The organism is Stenotrophomonas sp. STEN020, assembly GCF_056760195.1.
The window spans coordinates 39,795-60,214 of the sequence record NZ_JBRREI010000030.1; the positions used below are offsets into that span (position 1 = coordinate 39,795).

The window sequence follows — 20,420 nt, forward strand, 5'->3', positions numbered from 1 at the left end:
TGCAGACACGCCGGCCGCGAGGTCGGCGTCTGTTTTTCCAACGGAGACTCACCACGATGAAGTTGTTCCCCCGACTGTTGCTGATGCTGCTGGCAATAGCCCCGCTCTCGGCCTGTGCCGCCTCCCCTACCGCGCTGGTCGAAGGCGATGACTATGAATTGATCGCTGAGCCGGGTCCGTTTGCGCCACTGGCCGGCAAGATCGAGGTGGTCGAGGTATTTGGTTACACCTGCCCGCATTGCGCCCACTTCGAGCCGCAGCTGGAGGCATGGGTAGCCAAGCAGCCCGCCGACGTGCGCTTCACCCCGGTGCCGGCGGCGTTTGGCGGCTACTGGGATTCCTACGCGCGTGCCTTCTACGCCGCCGAGCAGGTCGGCGTACGCCAGCGCAGCCATGCCGACGTGTTCAAGGCGCTGCATGTGCAGGGCAGCCTGCCGGCGCAGAATGTCACGCCCGACGAACTGGCAACCTTCTATGCCCAGTACGGCGTGCAGCCGCAGCGCTTTGTCGAAGCCCTGCGCAGCCAGCAGGTGGATGACAAGGTCAAGAACGCCCGCGCCTTCGCCATGCGGGTCAAGGTCACCGGCACGCCGATGCTGATCGTCAACGGCAAATACCTGGTCAAGGGCAAGACCTTTGATGACACCCTGCGCATTGCCGGTGCCCTGGTAGCACGCGAACGCAGCGGCGCCAGCCGCCGCTGAAACCTCGGCTGAAGCCCGGCTGAGCCGGGTCACCTGTTCAGCCGAATACGCACATAATGCGTCCCTGCGCGCCGGTTGCAGTCTCACTGCCCGGCGCCCCCAATACACCCTGCTGGAGATCCCTCCCGATGAAGATCCGCTTCGCCCTGGCCCTGACTGCCCTGTTGCCGCTGATGGTTGCCTGCAAGGCCCAGGACGGCACCGCTGATACCACCGCTCCTGCAGCCCCGGCCGCAACCGAAGCCGCTCCGGCTGCCACCCCGGCCCCGGCCGCTGAAGGTGCCGCCGCTGAAGGCGCTACTGCTGCGCCGGCTGCCACCGATGCCGCTCCGGCAACTCCGGTCCCGGCACAGGCACGCCTGGTTGGCCCGGAGCCGGTTGCCGGCACCGACTATGTCGCCATCGAAGGTGGCCAGCCGTTCCAGCCGGCTACCGGCAAGGTCGAAGTGGCTGAGATCTTCGGCTATGTCTGCCCGGCCTGCGCCCGCTTCCAGCCGCTGATCAGCTCGTGGAAGGCCGGCCTGCCTTCGGACGTGAGCTTCGTCTACGTACCGGCCGCCTTCGGCGGTACCTGGGACAACTACGCGCGCGCCTTCTACGCCGCTGAAACCCTGGGTGTGCAGGAAAAGACCCACGACGCGCTGTACTCGGCCATCCACATCGAGCAGACCCTGAAGGGCGAGCGCGGCAGCGATTCGGTCCAGGACATCGCCAACTTCTACGGCAAGTACGGCGTTGACCCCAAGACCTTCGCCGACACCATGGGCAGCTTCGGCGTCGCCGCCAAGGTCAACCGCGGCAAGCAGTTCGCCCAGCGCAGCAAGATCGCCGGTACCCCGTCGCTGATCATCAACGGCAAGTACCTGGTCAAGGGCAAGGGCTATGAAGACATGCTCCGCATTGCCGACCACCTGATCGCGCGCGAACGCGCCGCCAACGCCAAGTGAGGTATCAAGGGCCTCGGCAACGAGGCCCTTGAGTTCGACCCGTCGTGAAATCCCCTACCCAGACATTGCGATTGCTGACCGCCAATATCCAGGCCGGCTCCAGCACCCGCCGCTACAGTGACTACGTAACCCGTAGCTGGTCGCACGCCTTGCCCGCAGGGCAGAAGCGCTCCAGCCTGGACGCGATTGCCAAACTGGCCAGCGGCCGCGACATCGTCGGCCTGCAGGAAGCCGATCCGGGTAGCCTGCGCTCGGGCTTCACCAACCAGACCCATTACCTGGCCGAACGCGCAGGTTTCAACTATTGGGCACACCAGCCCAACCGCCGGATGGGCGGCGTGGCCTCCAGCGCCAATGGCCTGCTGAGCCGGCTGGAACCGGTAGAAGTACAGGACCACGCCCTGCCCGGCCGCATCGGTGGCCGCGGCGTGCTGCTGGCCCGCTACGGCGATGGCAAGGAAGGCCTGACCGTGGCAGTGGCGCATCTGTCATTGGGCACCGGCTCGCGCCTGGCGCAGCTGGACTTCATTTCCGACCTGCTGGCCGACCATCCCAACGCGGTGCTGATGGGCGACTTCAACTGCATGGCCGACCGCCCGGAAATGCGCGTGCTCTACCACAAGACCCGGCTGCAGCCACCGAGCTGCCTGGTACCGACCTTCCCCAGCTGGGGACCGGACCGCGCCATCGACCACATCCTGATTTCCGACAACCTGAAGATGCTCGACACCCGCGCCGTCCCCGCCGCGCACTCGGACCATCTGGCCGTTGAAATGGAAGTCGAAGTACCCGCCGACAGCCTGCGCTGAGCGCAGGCTCAGCTTGCAGCCGCTGCGGGTGGTGGCCGCCGTCGCGCGGTCAAGGTACTGCCCACCGACGCCAACACCGTGCAGCCGATCGCCAGCCACTGCAGGCCGGTGAGGTGTTCGTGCAGCAACAGCAGCGCCCACAACGCCGCCACTGCCGGCTCCATGCTGATCAGGATGCCGAAGGTTTCCTTGGGCAAGCGCTTGAGCGCCATCATTTCCAGCGACATCGGGATGGCACTGGACACCACCGCCACCACAAAACCGGCCAGCAGGATCTTGGGCTCCAACAGCGCCATGCCTGCGTGTGCAACGCCTACCGGCACCACCACCAGCGACGCCGCCAGCAAGCCCAGTGACACGCTGTGGCCGGCATGCAGATGACCGGTGCGCTTGCCGTAGATGATGTACAGCGCCCAGCAGAACGCAGCACCCAACGCATACATGACCCCGACCGGATCCAGCGCCTGGCCACCATCCAGCGGCAACAGCAGCACCAGCCCGACCAACGCACAGCCGACCCAGACAAAATCGATCGGCCGCCGCGAGGAGAACATCGCCACCGCCAGCGGGCCGGTGAACTCGATGGCCACTGCAATCCCGAACGGGATCGTGCGCAGCGCCATGTAGAACAACAGGTTCATCAACCCCAGCGTCAAGCCGTAGCGCAGGATCGCCGCGCCGTCAGCGCGGCTGGTATGCCAGCGCCACGGCCGCCACAGCAGCAACAGGAACAGCGCCGAAAAGCCCACGCGCAGCGCGCTGGTGCCTTGCGCGCCAATGATGGGAAACAGGTTTTTGGCGTAGGACGTACCGATCGACAACGAGGTCACCGAGCCGAGTACCGCCAGCACCGGCAACAGCGATGCGAATCGGGAATTTTGCATGCGCCTAGTGTATTCGGCCTGCACTACAACCGGCAGCAGCGACGGCAGAACAGTGACTGATCAGCAGACGCTGCAACGCTGATGCAGCAGCACCATTGCAACGACAGCCAAAGCAAGGCATCAGCTACCGCTTTGGGCAGCTGATGCCTGTCACAAGCCCCCTATTGAATGAAAGCGATGCGCTGCATCTTGGCGTTGTTGGCAGCCGCCAGCACCTTGGCCATCACCTGGTACTGCGCATCCGGTGAGGCATCGATGCGCAGCTCCGGCAAGTTGCCGACATGCAGATCGGCCTGCGCCTGCAGCCGCGCCTGCAAGTCAGCTATCGCCAGCACTTCGCCATTCCAGTACAGCTGATCGGCCGCGTCCACCCGCAGCTCGATTGGCGGTGGAGGCTCGACTCGTTGCACGATCTTGTTGCTGTGTTGTGGCAGATCGACCGGGATCGGCACCGACACCATCGGCGCGGTCACGATGAAAATGATCAACAACACCAACATCACGTCGACCAGCGGGGTCACGTTGATATCGGCCAATGGACGCCCGCTATTGCCTGCTGCACTGAATGCCATTCCAGTTCCCCCAGGGCGAGGCCGGCTGCCTCATTACCGAAGCTACGCCTGCTTCCAAGGGTTTCCGGCAAGGTGGCGGTTTCTGTTCAGCTTCCATTTGCGTGACAGCGACGCGCTTGTTCATGTGCGGGTCGGGCTGCTGCTCTGCCGTTGACGCTGCGGCCGTTATCCTTCCACCATGAATAAAATCCTCCTGCTGCCTCTGGCTACCCTCGCCGCGCTGCTCAGCGCCTGCGTCCAGGCCCAGAACCTGGACGCACAACGCACCGCGATGCGCACCGCCATCGACAATGCCGAGCGCGGGCAGTTCGATGCCAACGCCGCCGCGCCGCTGCGGAATCATCCGCTGTACGGCTGGCTGGAGTTCAGCGCCCTGCGTCGCAACATCGACACGCTGCCGAGTACGCAGGCACAGGACTTTTTGAAGCGCTACCAGGGCCAAGCCGTGGCCGAGAGCTTCCGCTCGGCATGGCTGCCGGCGCTGGCCCGCCGCCAGGACTGGCCGACCCTGCTGGCCAACTGGAAAACCAGCACCGACCCCGGCCTGCGTTGCGCTGAACTCAACGCACGGCAAGCCACCGGCAAGGCCGATGCGCAATGGACCGCCGACGCACAGAGCGTCTGGCGCAGCGCCGGCAAGTCGCTGCCCGACGGCTGCGACCCGGTGTTTGCCGTGCTCGCCAGCCGCGGCGGCCTGACCCCAGCGCTGCGCTGGGAACGCATTGACGCTGCCGCCGATGCACAGCAACCGGCAGTGATGCGTGCCGCCGCACGTGGCCTGCCAGCCGCCGAGCTGGCCCAAGCCAATGACTACGCGGCCTTCGTCGACAAGCCCGACGCGCGCGCCCTGAACTGGCCGAAGAACGAGCGCAGTCGCCGCATCGCCGTCGACGGTCTGCAGAAGCTGGCCAAGGCCGATCCGGGTGCCGCCGAGCTGCAGCTGCCGCAATACGCGCAGGCGCTTGCTTTGAGCCCCGCACAGCAAGGCCAGGTGCTGTACGAAATCGCGTTGTGGACGGTGGCTTCCTATCTGCCGGATTCGGCGCGTCGTCTGGCCGCCGTGCCCGAATCGGCCTATGACGAACGCCTGCACGAATGGCGCACCCGCGAGGCGATGGCGCGCGGCGATTGGCCGTCAGCACTGACCGCCATCCGCAAGATGCCGGCCAGCCAGCGCAACGATTCGCGCTGGCGCTGGTTCGAAGGCCGCCTGCTGGAAAAAACCGGTAAGCCCACCGACGCGACCGCGCTGTACCGCGCAGCCGCCAGCGAACCGACCTTCCATGGTTTCCTGGCTGCCGACAAACTCAAGCAGCCCTACAACCTGTGCCCATGGAATCCTGGCGACAGCGCAGCGGCGAAGACCACCGTCGCCCGCGACCCGGCACTGGTGCGCGCCATTGAGTTGTTCAAGATCGAACGCCCGAGCTGGGCCGCGCGCGAATGGGCCGAAGCTCTGTCGCGCTTCGACGACAGCCAGCGCCGTCTCGCCGTGGAAGTAGCCAGTAACAACGGCTGGTTTGATCGCGCGGTGTTCGCGTTGAAGGGCCCGCAGGAAATGCGCCTGTACAACCTGCGCTTCCCGCTGCACCACGACGACACGATCCGCCGCGAAGCTGCACGCAACGCATTGGACCCGGCGTGGATTGCTGCGGAGATCCGCGCCGAAAGCATCTTCAATCCGAACGCACGCTCACCGGCCAACGCCATGGGCCTGATGCAGGTGTTGCCCGCCACCGGCGCCAGCGTAGCCAAGAGCATCGGCCTGAGCGGTTATGGCGGTGCGGACAGCCTGTACGACTCGGACACCAACATCGCCATCGGCACCGCTTACCTGCGCCAGTTGATGGACAAGTACAACGGCCTGCCCTACGTCACCATCGCCGCCTACAACGCCGGCCCCACGCCGACCGCACGTTGGCAGAGCCAACGCCCGAACTACGACCCGGATTTCTGGATCGAGACCATCAGCTACAAGGAAACCCGTGAGTATGTTGCGCGCGTGCTGGCCTTCAGCGTGATCTACGACTGGCGCCTCAACAACAACGCTCTGACCCTGAGCGACCGCATGGTCGGCAAGACCCAGGGCGCGCGCAAAGCCTTCAGCTGCCAACAAGCCCCGTAACACCTGTAGTGCCGAGCCATGCTCGGCTGAGGCCTTCCCTGTACAGCCCCTGCCGAGCATGGCTCGGCACTACCGTTTCTGCCCCCTCCCTTTCGCGCAGCGAAGGGGAGGGTTGGGGAGGGGTTGGCTTTTGAGGCCTTCCAGCATTGTCAGCTTCGCGGCTTACGCCGCTCCCACAACAGCATGCATTGCTGGTAGTGCCCCTGCCGAGCATGGCTCGGCACTACGGCTTTAGCCCCTCTCCTGCGAAGCGGGAGAGGGGTTGGGGTGAGGGCAGCTTTTCGCTAGTAAGGCCCCTGCCGAGCATGGCTCGGCACTACATGCGCAACCGGCCATCCGACTTATCATGGCTGCATGAAGACTTATCTCGTCGGCGGCGCTGTCCGCGATTCCCTGCTCGGCCTGCAGGCCGGTGACCGTGACTGGGTGGTGGTCGGTGCCACTCAAGCGCAGATGGAAGCAGACGGTTTCAAGGCCGTAGGCAAGGATTTCCCGGTATTCCTGCATCCGCTGACCGGTGAGGAATACGCACTGGCACGCACTGAACGCAAATCCGGGCGTGGCTATCGCGGCTTTGTGGTCGATGCCGATCCGTCGGTGTCGCTGGAAGAGGATCTGCAGCGCCGCGACTTCACCATCAATGCCATCGCCCGCGATGAGGAAACCGGTGAGCTGGTCGATCCCTGGGGCGGCGTTCGCGACATCGAACAACGCGTGCTGCGCCATGTCGGCCCAGCCTTCGTCGAGGACCCGCTGCGGGTTCTGCGTGCGGCTCGCTTCATGGCCCGCTTCGCACCGTTAGGCTTCACCCTGGCACCTGAAACCGCCGCGCTGATGCGCGAGATGGCAGCCAGCGGTGAACTCGATGCCTTGGTACCGGAACGTATCTGGCAGGAACTACGGCGCAGCCTCACCATGAAACAACCTTCCGCCTTCCTGCGCTGCCTGCACGATACCGGTGCGCTGGCAGTGATCCTGCCAGAGGTGGACGCGCTGTACGGCGTACCGCAACGCGCCGAATTCCACCCGGAAGTGGATACTGGCGTGCACCAGGAGATGGTCAGCGACATGGCCGCACTGCTGGCACCGGGTGATGACCTGATCGGTTTCGCCGCCCTCACCCATGATCTGGGCAAGGCATTGACCCCAACCGACGAACTGCCGCGCCACATCATGCATGAGCAGCGCGGACTGAAGCCGCTGGCCCAGCTCTGCGAGCGCCTGAAGATTCCGCTCGATCATCGCCAACTGGCAGAAGCGGTCTGCCGCGAGCACCTCAACGTGCACCGCATCGACGAACTGCGCGATGCCACCGTGCTGGAACTGATCCAACGCTGCGATGGCTTCCGCCGTCCCGAGCGCATCGCGCAGATGGCCCTGGTCTGCGAATGCGACAAACGCGGCCGGCTTGGCTTCAAAGACAGCGACTACCCGCAACGTGCAACCCTGCAGCGTATGCACGCGGCGGCGCTGGCGATCAATGCGCGTGATATCGCCACTGAAGGCCTGCAAGGCCCAGCCATTGGCGAAGCATTGAAGAAGGCACGCATCAGAGCGATCAGCGCGGTGCGGTGATTGCCTAAGACCGCGAAAAAACCGGGAGCGGGACTGTTTGTAGGAGCGGCGTAAGCCGCGAAGCTGACGATGCGAAAGGCGCCGCTGGATTGTGCAATTGCATTTGCTGCGGTTGGCGATGTATCACCAGCCTCGCTGCTTACGCGGCTCCTACAACCCGCAGTCTCATATTTTCAGATAGATCTTGCGGCGATCCATCCACGCCATCGGCAGCCACCAGATAGCAACAAAGCTCAACGCCATCGCCAGCGAGGCGAACTGTGCGCCGCCCATAGGGGTCAGCCAGCGGTTGAACAGCTGCTCCCACAGCCAGTTCCAGCTGCCGGTGGCCATCATCGCCAACACCATTGCCGACGAACCGGCATAGGCGGTGATTGCGTTGACGCCGAAGCGGCGGCCTAGGGCAGGCCATTGCCGGCAATCGATCAGGATGTGCGCCAGCCACAGTCCCGCGAACGCCAACCCGCCGGTCCACAACACATACGACGATGTCCACAGGTTCTTGTTCAAGGGCAGCCACTGCGCCCACAGGCCGCCAGCCAGCAACAACAACACAGCCCCTGGCAGCAATCGCCACGGGCGCTGCCGCAGCAACGCACCAGCGCGCAGACCTAGCAAAGTCGAGGCCAGTGCGCCCAGCGTGGACACCATGCCTTCCGGATCGTGACCATGACCCGCGGCCGGGTCGTATTGATACAGCAGCGTTCCGAACAATGCGGTATCCACGCGACTGCTCAGGTTGAGCCAGGGCTCCAGCGAACCGCCGGCCACCAGCAGTGCGGCGTAGCCGGTCAACAGCACGCCGATGCACAACCACTGCAGCCGCGGCTTCAACCAGATCGCCGCCATGCCAGCAAGCGCAAAGCACAGGCCAATGCGTTGCAGCACACCCCATGGCCGGTAGTGCGGCAGATCCAGCCACCACCAGGCAAGAAAGTGCAGCATCAGGCCCAAACCCAGAATACGTGCGGCACGGATCAGCACCGTCTTTGTCAGCGCACCACGATCAGCGCCCTGCTCCACTCGCGGCACCACGCCCAGCGCGATGGACACGCCGACGATCACCAGGAAGAACGGAAACACCAGATCGGTCGGTGTGCAGCCATTCCATTCCGAATGCCGCAGCGGCGCGTAGACGTAACTCCAGCTGCCGGGGTTGTTGACCAGCAGCATGGCCGCCACGGTGATGCCGCGCAGGGCATCCACCGAGGCATAACGGATGGCGTTGTTCATTGGCCGAAACTCAGTCGCGTTGACCGGCAATCCAGGTGCCCTGTACCTGCAGATCGGTATCCAGCAGCACGAAGTCGGCCTGGTAGCCGGCCGCAATCTGCCCGTAGCGATCATCCAGGCCCAGGAACCGCGCCGGATACGTCGATGCCATACGAGAGGCCTCGGCCAACGACAAACCAAGCAGTCCAACCGTATTGCGCACGGCGGTGATCATGTCCAAGGCCGAACCAGCCAAAGCACCAGCGGCATTGCGGACCACGCCATCCACGGCGGTGATGGTTTCGCCATACAGCTCGAACGCCGGGTTGTCCGAGCCCACCATCGGCATCGCATCGGTAACCAGGAACACCTTGCCGCGCGGCTTGGCCGCCAACGCCACGCGCAGGCTGGCCGGATGTACGTGCACGCCATCAACGATCACGCCGCACCAGCTGTCGGCATCTTCCAGCGCCGCGCCGACCGCGCCGGGATCACGTCCCTGCAACGGCGACATCGCGTTGTACAGATGGGTGAACCCGGTGATGCCGGCATCCAGACCCGCACGGATCTCGTCGTAAGTGCCAGCGGTATGACCGGCAGCAACGATGGCGCCATTGGCAACCATCTGCTGGATCGTCGCCGCCGGCACGCGCTCGGGTGCCAAGGTGATCAGGGTGACACCGTTATCCAGCGCCGTCGCCATGCGTACTTCATCTGCATCCGGCACGCGGAACTTGCCGGCATCGTGAGTACCCTTGCGCGCCGGTGCGATATACGGGCCTTCCAGATGGATGCCGAGCACGCCCGGCACCTTGCTGGCGATCGCCTCGCGGGTCGCCTGCACCGCGCGCGCCATCACTTCGGCGTCGTCGCTGATCAAGGTCGGCAACATGCCGGTGGTGCCGTAGCGGCGATGCCCGGCCACCATCGTGCGCAGTGCATCGACGTCGGTCTGGTTGTTGAACAATGCACCGCCGCCGCCATTGACCTGGGCGTCGATGAAACCGGGCAGCAGCCAGCCGCCGCCCAGGTCCACCTGCGCATCAGCCGCGGCAACCGCCGGGTCATCGCTGGCGACGACCGCAGTGATGCGGCCGTCTTCGATCAATACCGCGACATCGTCACGGAAGTTCTCGCCGGCAAGTACCCGGCCATTGCGCAGCGCGGTTTTCATCAGACCGTTTCCGTCACCTTGTTGAGGTGCGGCGGCAGGTCCGGGTTGTTGCCACGGCGCAGCGCCAGCGCGTTGATCGCGCGGTAGAAACTCTGGATGGTGAGCAGCGGTGCACACAACGGATGCGGAGCAGCAGCGGTCGGCAGGTTGCCGCCCTCGCCGGTCAGCCACACCTGCGCGCCGCGTGCGGCGAACTCTTCGGCCACGGCACGGGTGCCGGCGCCGGTTTCGTCGGGCTGGGCAAAGGCAAGTACCGGGAAGTCGCGGCCGACCAGCGCCATCGGGCCGTGCTTCACTTCGGCCGAGCTATAGCCTTCGGCGTGCAGGCCGCAGGTTTCCTTGAACTTCAGCGCGGCTTCCTGCGCTGCAGCCAGGCCGGGGCCGCGGCCGAGCACGAACAGATTGTGCGCATCAACCAGACCGTCGGTCACCGCCGTCCAGTCGCATGCCCATGCCTCGGACATCGCCGCCGGCAACGCATCCAGTGCGGCGATCAGGGCCGGATCGTTCTTCCAGTAAGCGCCCAACTGCAGGATCGCGGCCAGCGAGGCCAGGTAGCTCTTGGTCGCGGCGACACTGCGCTCGACGCCAGCACCCAGCGGAATGACGGTTTCGGCCAGCAATGCCAGCGGCGAATCCTCGACATTGACCAGCGCTACCACGCGCGCGCCGGCGGCCTTGGCGGCCTCGGCATTGCGCAGCAGATCCGGGCTCTTGCCGGACTGCGAGATCACGATATACAGCGCGCCGCGCAGCTGCAGCGGCGCTTCATAGACCGAGCCCACCGACGGCGAGGCCGAAGCGGTGACCAGCCCGAGTTGGGTCTCGAACAGATACTTGGCATAGGTTGCCGCGTGATCGGAACTGCCACGGGCGCAGGTGACAACGAACGGTGGCGGGTTCTGGCGCAGGTCGGCGGCCAGGGCCTGCACCACGTCGCGGTTGCGTGCGAACTGGGCGGCGATGACAGAGGCGCTTTCCGCGGCCTCGTTGAACATCAGGGTTTCGGTTTCACTCGGCAGTGCCATGGATCGTTACTCGGAGAGGTCGGGGGGAGATGAAGGAGGTCGCGCCGGCTGCTGGCGCAGCGGTGCGGTGGAACCACGTACCACCAGCTGCGGTACGAAGCCCTGGTTCTGCAGCTGTGCCGGGCTGTCTTCGTAGGCATCGGTACGCAGCTGGCTGATCAGCAAACGCGCCGCGTGGCGGGCGATATCGCCGGTAGCCTGCTTGGCGGTGGTCAGCGCCGGCCACGACTGGCGCGAGAACGGGCTGTCCTCGAAACCGGCAATGGACAGGTCGTAAGGCACGTTCAAACCGGCCGAGTTGGCTGCGGCCAACACGCCAGCGGCGATCTCGTCGTTGGAGCCGAAGATGGCGGTAGGCGGTTCACGCAGCGCCAACAGGCGGCGCGCTCCACGGAAGCCATCATCAAAGGTGTAGTCGCCCGGGATGACCAGGTGCTTGTCCAGCGGAATGCCGTAGTCCTTCAGCGCCGCTTCGTAGCCGGCATAACGCTCGCCGCTGGAGCGATGTGAGGTGCCGCCCCACAGGAAGCCGATGCGCTGGTGGCCAAGCTGGATCAGGTGCTCGGTGATTTCGTAGGCGGCATCGCGGTCGTCAACGAACACGCAGGGGCCATCGCCCGGATCTTCTGTGGCAGCGATGATGCGCACGGTCTTGATGCCGCGTGCATTGAGCGCGGATACCAGTTCCGGGCGCTCGGACATCGGCGCGGTAAGCACCAAGCCGGCCAGACGCGAACGCTGCACCCAATCGGCCAATTCCTCGGCCAACATCGGCGAGGTCGAATCGCAGGGATGGATCTGCAGGCCAAAGCCGGTCTCGCGGCAGGCCGACAGCACACCGTTCTGTACCCCGATGATGTGGTACGGATTGGGGTTGTCGTACACCAGCCCGATCACGAAGGTGGTGTTGCTGCGCAGGTTGCGCGCGGACGGATCGGGCTCATAGTCCAGCTCGGCCACCGCGCGCAGTACGCGCGCGCGGGTGGCCTGCATCACCGAAGGCTCGTTATTGATCACCCGCGATACGGTCTTCAATGAGACCTTGGCCCGCTCGGCGACATCCTTGATGGTGGGTCTACGCATTACCGGTTCCCGCGTTGGCTCGATTGCCGCCATGATGCTTGATTCAGGCGCCACGTGCCTTGCCCGCGTTGTGACCTACGGTGCCGAAGTACAGGATGTACAGGTAGCAGGGGATCATCAGTGCGGCGAACACCAACTGGAAGTGTTCCGGGTACGCATGCTTGAGCAGGGCAAAGGCCTGCGGAATGATCGCGCCACCGGCAATACCCATCACCAGCAGGGCAGAACCAATCTGGGTGAAACGGCCCAGGCCGCGGATCGCCAGCGGGAAGATCGCCGGCCACATCATGGCGTTGGCAAAGCCCAGCGCGGCAACAAAGCCCACCGACACATAGCCGTGGGTGAAGTACGCGCCCAGGGTGAACACCACACCTAGCACCGCCGACACCGCCAGGTACTTTTCCTGCGAGATGAAGCGCGGGATCACCAACAGGCCGATCACATAGCCCACCAGCATCGCGAACAGGGTGTAGGAGGTGAACAGCTTGGTCTGATCCAGCGGCAGGCCGAAGGCATTGCCGTAGGTACCGATGGCATCACCTGCCATCACTTCCACGCCGACGTAGACGAACAGACACATCACGCCCAGCCACAGGTGCGGGAACTGGAAGATGCTGCGCTTTGCGGCCTTGCCATCGTTGGCAACAGCATTGGCCTGGTCCGGCTGCACTTCCGGCAGCGGCGAGAACAGCACGCCCACTGCAACCAGCAGCAGCACACCGGCAATCACCATATAGGGAGTGTGGATCTTGGCGGCGAAGGCATTGAGCAAGTCGGCCTTGGTCGCGGCGTCGGCCGCTTGTACCTGGCTTTCCAGGTCGCCGATGCCATGCAGCACGAAGGTGCCGATCACCACCGGCGCGAGGATGCCGGCAATCTTGTTGCAGATACCCATCAGCGCGATGCGCTGCGCAGCGCCTTCGATCGGGCCGAGGATGCTGATGTAGGGATTGACTGCGGTCTGCAGCAAGGCCATGCCGCCGCCGATCACGAACAGACCGGCCAGCGCGCCGCCGAACCAGCGCTGGGTGGCGAACTCGCCGAACCCCATCGCACCAACCGCCATCACTGCCAGGCTCAGGGCCAGGCCCTTCTTCATGCCGGTGCGGCCGAGAATCCACGACGCCGGCAAGGCCAGGAAGAAGTACGACAGGTAGAACACCATCAATACCAGGAACGCTGACACCTCGTTTACGTCGAAGGCCAGGCGGACAAAGGTGATCAACGGGCCGTTGATCCAGGTACAGAAGCCGATGATGAAGAACAACACGCCGACGATGGCAATGGACGACGCCATGCTGGTACGCGGCGTCGAGACGGGAACAGCAGACATGGGCAAAGCTCCTGCGGATGCGGGAGACGGATCGAGGCCGTCCGGCGATTACGTGGGAACAACGTTGTCACATTTATGGTTTGCTGCGGACAAGTTTGTCAACAACGCGACAACGCAGGGCTATTGCGATGAATCATCAGAAATGCCCTACAAGCCCGGAAGGATCAGGCTTTCGCCGTAAAACCCTGCAAGTTCAGCCACTACACGCTATCGGATGCAACAAATGCAGGCGTTGCAGGGTTTGCGCAGACGCGCTGCAGCGCAACATCGAAAGTTTCAATTATTCGTTGACATCGTTGTCAGAACGATTACAGACTCGCCCCCAATGGTGCCCCTCCGGGCGCTCCGCCTCGCCATAGGGAAACCGAGTGACAGCTGTCGTCCCCCCACTGCAGACCACCCGCCTTGACCCCGCCTCCCGGCCCTTCTTCGCCGCCGATGTGGGTGGCACGCACGTCCGCGTCGGCCTGATCCGGGCTGCCGCAGCCAACGACCCGGCCATCGACGTGCTGTCCTATCGCAAGTACCGCTGCGCGGACTATCCAAGCCTCAGCGCGATCCTGTCCGACTTCGCCAGCCACAACCCGCCGGTCGAGCATTGCGTGATCGCCACCGCCGGCTACGCGTTGCCGGACGGCACGGTGATCTCGGCCAACCTGCCGTGGCCGCTGTCCTCCAATCGCATCCGCGATGACCTCGGCTTTGCCGGCGTGCATCTGGTCAATGATTTTGAAGCCGTCGCACATGCCGCCGGTCACATCAGCGCCAGCCAGGTGCTGCAGCTGACCGGCCCAGCCGAAGCCGAGCGTGGCCCGACCCTGGTGATCGGCCCGGGCACCGGCTTGGGCGCCGCGGTGTGGATTCCGGTCGGCAACCGCTCCGTGGTCCTGGCTACCGAAGCCGGCCAGGCCTCGCTGGCCGCCACCACCGAACTGGAAATGGCCGTGCTGCAGCAGATGTTGCAGGACCGCCCGCATGTTTCCATCGAACAGGCACTGTCCGGCCCCGGCCTGCTCAATCTGTACAACGCACTGTGCGCTGTGCGCGGCGTCGCGCCGGCACACACCACGCCCGATGCCGTCAGCGCCGCTGCCTGCGATGGCAGCGACCCGCTGGCCGTGGAAACCCTGCAGCTGTTCTGCGGAATCCTCGGCTCGACCATCGGCGACATGGCCCTGCTCTATGGCGTGCAGGGCGGCGTCTATCTGGCCGGCGGCATCCTGCCGAAGATCAGCCAATTTCTTTTGAACAGCACCTTCGTCGAACGCTTCCTCAACAAGGGGCCGATGCGCAAGGCGCTGCAAAGCATTCCCGTGAAACTGGTAGAGCACGGGCAACTGGGCGTCATCGGCGCCGCCAGTTGGTATCTGGAAAAGTCGGCCACGTAAGCCTTCAGCAGCATAAGCAACAGATCCACCAGCAGGACCCTGCAGTAACGCGGCACGCAGTGCCAATCAATCTTGATGTTGAGGAGAGACAACATGCATCGCAAGACCCTTCTTTCGGCAGCCATCGTCAGCTGCCTCGCCTTCAGCGCACATGCGCAGGAAGCTCCGCAGAACGCCACCGACCTGGATACCGTGACCGTCACCGGCATCCGCGCCAGCCTTGAAAAATCGCTGGACAGCAAGCGCAACAACGACACGGTCTCCGAGTCGATCACCGCTGAAGACATCGGCAAGTTCCCGAACACCAACGCCGCCGAAGCCATGGCGCTGATCCCGGGCGTCACCATCGACCGCCGCTTCGGCCAGGGCGAGCGCGTCAGCATCGACGGCACCGACCCGAGCCTCAACCTGAGCTTCATCGATGGCCACCCGGTTGCCCAGGCCATCTGGCTGTATGGCGAATCGCCGAACCGTGGCTTCGACTACACCATGCTGGCCCCGGAAGTACTGGGTCGCCTGGAAATCATCAAGTCATCCGAAGCCCGCCTGCCGGAAGGCAGCCTTGGCGGCACGGTGATGATGCATTCGCGCAAGCCGCTGGACATGGACGCCAATTCGGTCAGTGGCTCGGTCGGCTACAGCTACAACGACCAGGCCAAGAAGGGCAGCCCGAACATCTCGGTGCTCTACAGCTGGAAGAATGACGATTCCACCTGGGGCGTCAACGTTGCCGCCCAGCGCCACGAAGAAAAGGTCGATCGCCAGGGCATCGAAATCTTCGGATACAGCACCGTTGCCGACTTCGCCGCGGTCAATCCGAACGTTGCCGCCCAGATTGCCAAGGGTGAGCTGCGTCCGACCGACAAGGTCGCGCAGGAAATCAACGTTGCCTACTTCCAGCAGGAGCGCAAGCGCGACAGCGCCCTGGTGAACCTGCAGTTCAAGCCCAACGACCAGTTCGAAGGTACCTTGAGCGGCCTGTACATCAAGGAGAACTTCGACAGCTACAACCAGTCGATGTACAACTTCATGACGCAGAACAACTCGTCCATGCAGGCCGTCGACTATTTCAACCCGACCGGCCCGGGCGGCTTCGTCACCGGCGGCCACACCAATGCCAATCCCGGCAGCGGCACCGGCATCATCTACGACAACCAGGTGCGCTTCTCCGAAGTGACCACCAAGGGCGTGGACCTGGACCTGCAGTACCGCGGTGATGGCTGGAAGCTGGGCGGCAAGATCGGCACCAGCAAGTCCGAGAACCCGAACATCAGCCAGTACCTGATCGAGCCGGTCTACAGCGGCGCGTATAGCTGGGACTACCGCAAGGGCTTCCAGGCTGACGACCAGGCTGCGTATTACGACCCGGCCAACTGGGGCAACATCTTCGGCAACAACGGCGTGTTCAGCTCCGAAGCCAAGGACAAGTACGCGCAGCTGGATTTCAGCAAGAACTTCGACGGCATCTTCAACCAGTTGCTGGTTGGCGTGCGTCGCACCGAGCACACGGAGAACTACGGCCTTGGCGTGTACGGCGGCGTGCGTACCGGCACCCTGGCTGACGTCGGCACCATCGGCAACACCAACCTGCTCGGCAGCCTGGGCGGCGTGTTCGGCAACACCAGCCACCACCCGCAGGTCGGCCAGGGCAACGTGATCAGCTGGGTTCACGGCAGCCCGGTGAACTACTCCCGTTCCGACGCCTCCAGCCTGTTGAACAACACCTGGGAACTGGAACAGAAGACCACTGCCGCCTACACGCAGCTGAACTTCTCCACCGGCGCCCTGCGCGGTAACGTCGGCGTACGCTGGGTTCAGACCAAGACCGACAGCAGCGCCTATGTCTACGGCGACAACGTGCCGGTACTGCCGGCGCCGGCCGAGTGGTGGCAGACCAGCAAGAGCAAGAAGAGCAACATGCTGCCCTCGCTCAACCTGGTCTATGACAATGGTGGCGATGTGGTGCTGCGCGCCTCGGCTGCCAAGGTCATCGCCTGGGCACCGTACAACCTGATGTCGAACAACCTGTTCCTCAACGACACCATGATGACCGGCTCGGGCGGCAACCCGGATCTGGACCCGTACAAGGCCTACAACTTCAACCTGTCGGCCGAGTGGTACTTCGCTCCGCAGTCGATCCTGGCAGGCTCGGTGTTCCTGAAGCAGACCCAGAACTACGTGCTGCAGACCCCGGGCACGGAGCGTCGCTACAACTCGATGCGTGACAGCAACCCGACCACCTGGTTGACCACGGTTGGCTCGCACGGCTGTACCGCCGACGGCTTCTGCGACTACAGCGTCACCCGTCCGCGCAATGCCGGTGGTGCCAGCGTCCGTGGCTTCAACGTCAACTACCAGCAGGCATTCGGTGATACCGGCCTTGGCTTGATCGCCAACTACACCTACGCAACCGGCAATACTGACGCCGGCAACAACATGCCTTACCTGTCGCGCAGCACCGTCAGCGTCAGCCCGTACTTTGAAAACGAGCAGTTCAGCGCCCGTGTCAATTACAACTGGCGCAGCAAGTACGAAGGTGTTGGCTATGTCGCCGGTGCACCGGCTGCAACCACCGATGCGTATGCTGACCTGAGCGCGAGCCTGGGCTGGAACTTCACCGACAACCTGAGCCTGTCGCTGGATGCGATGAATCTGCTGAACGAGAAGTACAAGCAGTACGTTGCCCAGGAAGAAGCGCTGGCTGCGGAGTACTTCACCGGCCGCCGCTACATGGCCAACCTGCGTTTCAAGTTCTGATCCATCCCGGCGCGCAACATCGCCGGTTAGTGTGACCCGCCGGGCCTGGATCATTCCGGGCCCGGCTTTTTTTTGCTTCATGCAGTGCCGAGCCATGTTCGGCAACGCTGTGGCTTTCTGTAGTGCCGAGCCATGCTCGGCAGAGGCGTTACCCGTAGAGCCCCTGCCGAGCATGGCTCGGCACTACAAGAAGAGCTGAAGTGAAACCGATGCCGAGCATGGCTCGGCACTACATGACGACACCTTGCCGAGCTTGGCTCGGCACTACACAAGATCCATGCGGCACTACACACTGCCGCCCAAGCACAAACAGGAGCTCCGCCCATGACGAAGTCCTTCCACAAGCGCAGCCGCGCGCCGTGGCTCAGCAGCTGCGTATTGCTGGGCATGTCCGCCCTGCAGGTGCAGGCCGCCGACACCACCTCCGCCCCTTCGCTTGTCCCCCTGCCCGCCAACTACCAGGCTGATGGCGGCAAGGACTTCGTGTTGAAGAGTTCCGCCCGCGTCGGCGGCAACGACGAGGCTGCACGCCGCGCCGCCGCACAGTTCGTGACCCTGCTCAAGCAGAACGGCGGCCCGACCCTTGCCGTGGCCGACAACGCCAGCAAGGCGCAGATCCGCTTCCGCCTCGATCCTTCGGCGCTCAACACCGCCGAAGGCTATGCACTGAAGGTTTCCAACACCGGCATCGACATCAGCGCCGGTGATGATGTCGGCCTGTTCTACGGCGCGGTCACCGCCGCCCAGCTGCTGACCGGCAACACGCCCGGCCACGTCGCCGCCGCCACCATCTCTGACACCCCGCGCTTCCCGTGGCGTGGCTTCATGCTCGACTCGGCGCGCCACTTCCAGAGCATGGACGAGATCAAGAAACTGCTCGATGCGATGGCGCAGCACAAGCTCAATACCTTCCACTGGCATCTGACCGATGACCAGGGCTGGCGCATGGAGATCAAGCGCTATCCGAGACTCACCGAAGTCGGCAGCTGCCGTGTGGCACTGGGTGATGCCGGCCGCAACGCCGCCACTGGCGAGCCGCGCCAGTACTGCGGCTACTACACGCAGGAGCAGATCCGCGAAATCATCGCTTACGCCGCCGAACGCCATATCCAGGTGATTCCGGAAATCGACGTGCCCGGCCATGCCACCGCCGCCATCGTCGCCTATCCGGAACTGGGTACCACCGATCAGAAACTGGTCATCGACAACCAGTGGGGCGTTTTCCAGAACCTGTTCAACACCGAGGAAAACACCTTCCAGTTCCTGGAGAACGTGCTGGAAGAAGTGATTGAGATGTTCCCGTCCAAGTACGTGCACGTCGGCGGCGACGAAGCGGTCAAGGATCAGTGGATCGCCTCCAAGCGCGTGCAGGAGCGCATGCGCGAGCTCGGCGCCAAGGATGAGATGGAAATGCAGAGCCATATCATCAAGCGTCTGGAGAAGTTCCTGGAGCAGCACGACCGCCGCCTGATCGGCTGGGACGAAATCCTCGAAGGTGGCCTGCCGCCGGAAGCCACTGTGATGTCCTGGCGCGGCACCGAAGGCGGGCTCAAGGCCGCCAGCGAAGGCCACGACGTGGTGATGTCGCCGGTCACCCATATGTACATGGACTACCTGCAGACCGAGTCGCCGAACGAGCCGCCGGGCCGCCCGACCACCATCACCCTGCAGAAGGCCTACGAGTTCGAACCGGTGCCGGCCGAACTTGCTGCCGACAAGCGCGCGCATATCCTTGGCCTGCAAGCCAATATGTTCAACGAGCACACCCGCAACGATCAGAACCTGGAGCACAACCTGTTCCCGCGCCTGGCCGCGGTCGCAGAAACCGGCTGGAGCCCGCAGGACAAGCGCAACTTCGGCAACTTCCTGCAGCGCCTGCCGCAGCAGCTGCAGCGCTACCGGGCGATGAACATCGCCTATGCGAAGACGCCGTTCCAGGTCGACATGCAGGACAAGGGCGAACACCGCACCGGCGCGGTGCAGGTAAGCCTCAACAACCCGCTTGGCTACCCGGTGCATTACACGCTGGATGGCAGCGCGGTCAGCGCCAGCTCGCCGCTGTACGCACAGCCGCTGCAGTTGAAGGTGCCGGTGCAGGTACAGACCGCGGCGTTCTTCGATGGCAAGCCGCTGGCTGCAGCCAACACTTTCAAGCTGGATGCCGCCTCGCTGCTGACCCGTGAAGACACCCAGCTCGGCCTGTGCCCTAATGGCGGCAAGTTGCTGCTGCGGCTGGAAGACGACGGCCCGGCCGACGGCGAGCGCGAAGTGTTCAACGTCAACATCTTCAACCCGTGCTGGTTGTGGAGCGATGTTGATCTGTCGGACGTCAGCCGCATCAAGGTGCGCGCCGGCCGTATTCCGTACAACTTCCAGCTGGCCCACGACGAACCGTCACGCAAGTTCGCACCGGCACGTACTGCCCATGGCGAAATGGAAATCCTGGCCAACTGCGAAGGGAAGCCGCTTGCCTCCGTGCCGCTGCCGGCCGAGCCGAATGCCGACGGCTTCCTTGAGCTTGACGCCAGCATCACCGCGCCGGCAACACGCGGCGACCTGTGCGTACGCTTCACCGGCGACACTCGGCCGAACATGTGGACGCTGGACTGGATCAAGCTCGAACCGGCCAAGTAATCCACACAGCGGTTTGATGTAAGCACAAGGCCACCGCATGCGGTGGCCTTGTGCTGTCTGCCATTTGATCAGCAAAGATTCCGGGTGTTGTGGGGGGGGGCTGGGCCCCCCCGCCCAAGAAAAAACCACCCCCCGCTTGCCCCTTTGCCCGGGCGCCCAAGGCCCCGACCCCGCAGGGGGGATGGAATGAGGGGA

15 protein-coding genes are annotated in these 20,420 nt (G+C 64.0%); 8 read left to right on the forward strand and 7 right to left on the reverse strand.

Annotated features, from left to right (window positions below; translation table 11 throughout):
• The first annotated feature begins 56 nt into the window (after positions 1-56).
• The 3 genes from ACVOLZ_RS13575 (at position 57) to ACVOLZ_RS13585 (ending at position 2,460) form a co-directional block, all read left to right on the forward strand.
• Positions 57-704 carry a thiol:disulfide interchange protein DsbA/DsbL gene (locus tag ACVOLZ_RS13575; RefSeq protein ID WP_481516620.1) on the forward strand — a complete coding sequence of 216 codons (648 nt, stop codon included), beginning with the start codon at positions 57-59 and terminating at the stop codon, positions 702-704.
• 128 nt (positions 705-832) lie between these two features.
• On the forward strand, positions 833-1,651 hold the full coding sequence (locus ACVOLZ_RS13580; RefSeq protein WP_481511774.1) for a thiol:disulfide interchange protein DsbA/DsbL: 819 nt from the start codon (positions 833-835) through the stop codon (positions 1,649-1,651).
• Positions 1,652-1,722: 71 nt separating this feature from the next.
• Positions 1,723-2,460 carry an endonuclease/exonuclease/phosphatase family protein gene (locus tag ACVOLZ_RS13585; protein ID WP_481516634.1) on the forward strand — a complete coding sequence of 246 codons (738 nt, stop codon included), beginning with the start codon at positions 1,723-1,725 and terminating at the stop codon, positions 2,458-2,460.
• An 8-nt stretch (positions 2,461-2,468) separates the two neighbouring features.
• Here ACVOLZ_RS13585 and ACVOLZ_RS13590 read toward each other — a convergent pair whose 3' ends face one another.
• On the reverse strand, positions 2,469-3,344 hold the full coding sequence (locus ACVOLZ_RS13590; protein WP_481516621.1) for an EamA family transporter: 876 nt from the start codon (positions 3,342-3,344) through the stop codon (positions 2,469-2,471).
• A 161-nt stretch (positions 3,345-3,505) separates the two neighbouring features.
• Positions 3,506-3,916 carry an ExbD/TolR family protein gene (locus ACVOLZ_RS13595; protein WP_481516622.1) on the reverse strand — a complete coding sequence of 137 codons (411 nt, stop codon included), beginning with the start codon at positions 3,914-3,916 and terminating at the stop codon, positions 3,506-3,508.
• Between the two features lie 178 nt (positions 3,917-4,094).
• Here ACVOLZ_RS13595 and ACVOLZ_RS13600 point away from each other — a divergent pair, with 178 nt between their 5' ends.
• Both ACVOLZ_RS13600 and ACVOLZ_RS13605 read left to right on the forward strand, forming a co-directional pair.
• The gene (locus tag ACVOLZ_RS13600; protein ID WP_481516623.1) at positions 4,095-6,041 is read left to right on the forward strand and encodes a transglycosylase SLT domain-containing protein; all 1,947 of its coding nucleotides are present in this window, start codon (positions 4,095-4,097) and stop codon (positions 6,039-6,041) included.
• Between the two features lie 354 nt (positions 6,042-6,395).
• A complete protein-coding gene (locus tag ACVOLZ_RS13605) occupies positions 6,396-7,616 on the forward strand; it encodes a multifunctional CCA addition/repair protein (RefSeq protein WP_481516624.1) in 1,221 nt (406 codons plus the stop codon).
• A 165-nt stretch (positions 7,617-7,781) separates the two neighbouring features.
• Here the strand turns inward: ACVOLZ_RS13605 and ACVOLZ_RS13610 are convergent, their stop codons facing one another.
• Genes ACVOLZ_RS13610 through ACVOLZ_RS13630 form a run of 5 tightly spaced genes read right to left on the reverse strand, consistent with a single transcriptional unit; the run spans position 7,782 to position 13,446 of the window.
• Positions 7,782-8,849 (reverse strand): acyltransferase family protein, encoded by a 1,068-nt coding sequence (locus ACVOLZ_RS13610; RefSeq protein WP_481516625.1) that lies wholly within the window; start codon positions 8,847-8,849, stop codon positions 7,782-7,784.
• A gap of 10 nt (positions 8,850-8,859) precedes the next feature.
• Positions 8,860-10,002, reverse strand: coding sequence for an N-acetylglucosamine-6-phosphate deacetylase (nagA, locus tag ACVOLZ_RS13615; protein ID WP_481516626.1), 1,143 nt, complete (start codon positions 10,000-10,002; stop codon positions 8,860-8,862).
• Complete coding sequence (locus ACVOLZ_RS13620; protein WP_481516627.1) at positions 10,002-11,030, reverse strand: SIS domain-containing protein; 1,029 nt, start codon at positions 11,028-11,030, stop codon at positions 10,002-10,004. Before ACVOLZ_RS13620 ends, nagA begins: the two co-directional genes overlap by 1 nt.
• A 6-nt stretch (positions 11,031-11,036) precedes the next feature.
• Positions 11,037-12,113, reverse strand: coding sequence for a LacI family DNA-binding transcriptional regulator (locus tag ACVOLZ_RS13625; protein WP_481516628.1), 1,077 nt, complete (start codon positions 12,111-12,113; stop codon positions 11,037-11,039).
• 43 nt (positions 12,114-12,156) lie between these two features.
• Positions 12,157-13,446 carry a sugar MFS transporter gene (locus ACVOLZ_RS13630; protein WP_481516629.1) on the reverse strand — a complete coding sequence of 430 codons (1,290 nt, stop codon included), beginning with the start codon at positions 13,444-13,446 and terminating at the stop codon, positions 12,157-12,159.
• A gap of 368 nt (positions 13,447-13,814) precedes the next feature.
• On the opposite strand from ACVOLZ_RS13630, the gene ACVOLZ_RS13635 reads away from it, so the two are divergent.
• From ACVOLZ_RS13635 to ACVOLZ_RS13645, 3 genes are all read left to right on the forward strand, one after another.
• Positions 13,815-14,834 carry a glucokinase family protein gene (locus ACVOLZ_RS13635; RefSeq protein ID WP_481516630.1) on the forward strand — a complete coding sequence of 340 codons (1,020 nt, stop codon included), beginning with the start codon at positions 13,815-13,817 and terminating at the stop codon, positions 14,832-14,834.
• Positions 14,835-14,927: 93 nt separating this feature from the next.
• Complete coding sequence (locus ACVOLZ_RS13640) at positions 14,928-17,591, forward strand: TonB-dependent receptor (protein WP_481516631.1); 2,664 nt, start codon at positions 14,928-14,930, stop codon at positions 17,589-17,591.
• A gap of 324 nt (positions 17,592-17,915) precedes the next feature.
• Complete coding sequence (locus tag ACVOLZ_RS13645) at positions 17,916-20,225, forward strand: beta-N-acetylhexosaminidase (protein WP_481516632.1); 2,310 nt, start codon at positions 17,916-17,918, stop codon at positions 20,223-20,225.
• The last annotated feature ends 195 nt before the right edge of the window (positions 20,226-20,420 follow it).